Genomic DNA, 1,077 nt, shown 5'->3' on the forward strand with positions numbered 1-1,077 from the left:
CGGGGCGCGACACACCCGCCGCGGGATCGCGGCCAGCGCGAGCACCACCGCCGCCAGCAGCAGCCCCGCGGGGTCGACGTGCATCAGCGCCGCGAGCAGCCGGCGCGCGCTCTCCCACACCGGCAGCTCGCCGAGCGTGCGCGCCGCGGCCGCCGCGTCGGCCAGCGTCTCGGCCAGGTCGGCGCGCTTCGCCGCCGTGCCGATCACGGCGCCGACGATCCCCGCGCCGCCCAGCCGCACCGCGCGCAGCGCCTCGGCGCGCGACGGCCCGAGGCGCGCGATCACGCGACGTGCTCCCGCAGCGGCTTCAGCTCGCCGCGCAGCTTGCCGAGCGCCTTCGAGCGGATCTGCGACACGCGGCTCTCGGTCAGGTCGAGGACCGTCGCGATCTCGTGCAGCTTCAGCTCCTCGAAGTAGTACAGCGACAGCACCACGCGCTCCTGCTCCTTGAGCTTGAGGATCGCGTCGCGGAGGATCGCGACCTCCTGCTGGTGGTTCAGGCGGTCCTCGACGCCGTGCGCCTCCTCGGAGGCCAGCACCTCGGAGGGGACCGGCGCGGTGTTCTCGCGGTCGCCCGGGGCGCGGTCGAGCGGCATGTGGTGCGCGCCCTCGATCTCCCCCTGCCAGCGCCACAGCGTCTGCAGGTCGACGCCGAGGTGCTCGGCGACCTCCTGGTCCTCGGGCGCGCGGCCGAGCGCGCGCATCAGCGACTCGCGGGCGGCGTGGATCTCGCGCGTCTTGCGGCGGATGCTGCGCGGGACGTGGTCCTGGCGCCGCAGCTCGTCGAGGATCGCGCCGCGGATGCGGGGCGCCGCGAAGGTGCTGAAGGCCAGCCCGCGCTTCGGGTCGAAGCTGTCGAGGGCGGCCATCAGCCCCATCGAGCCGGCGCTCACCAGCTCGTCGAAGTCGGCCTTCACCGCGAGGGTGCGCGACATCTGCCGCGCGACGTGGTGCACGAGGCCGAGGTGGTCGGTGAGCAGCCGCTCGCGCGCGGCGGCGTCGCCGGCGGCCAGCCGCTCCCAGAGCGCCGGGTCGACGCTGGCGTGCGGCGCCGTCGGCGTCGCGCGCGCGGCGGAC

Annotated in this window: 2 protein-coding genes; both read right to left on the bottom strand. The window is 76.0% G+C overall.

All coding sequences use genetic code 11. The features are described from left to right. The coding region (locus PYV61_RS25690) for a hypothetical protein (protein ID WP_275836733.1) at nt 1–285 on the bottom strand (285 nt) is incomplete at its 3' end. Continuing rightward, nucleotides 282–1,077: FliA/WhiG family RNA polymerase sigma factor (locus PYV61_RS25695; protein WP_275836734.1), on the bottom strand; the 796-nt coding region annotated here is incomplete at its 5' end. The genes PYV61_RS25695 and PYV61_RS25690, both read right to left, overlap by 4 nt.

It is taken from the genome of Roseisolibacter sp. H3M3-2, assembly GCF_029211165.1.
In the GTDB taxonomy this organism is placed as follows: Bacteria; Gemmatimonadota; Gemmatimonadetes; order Gemmatimonadales; family Gemmatimonadaceae; genus Roseisolibacter.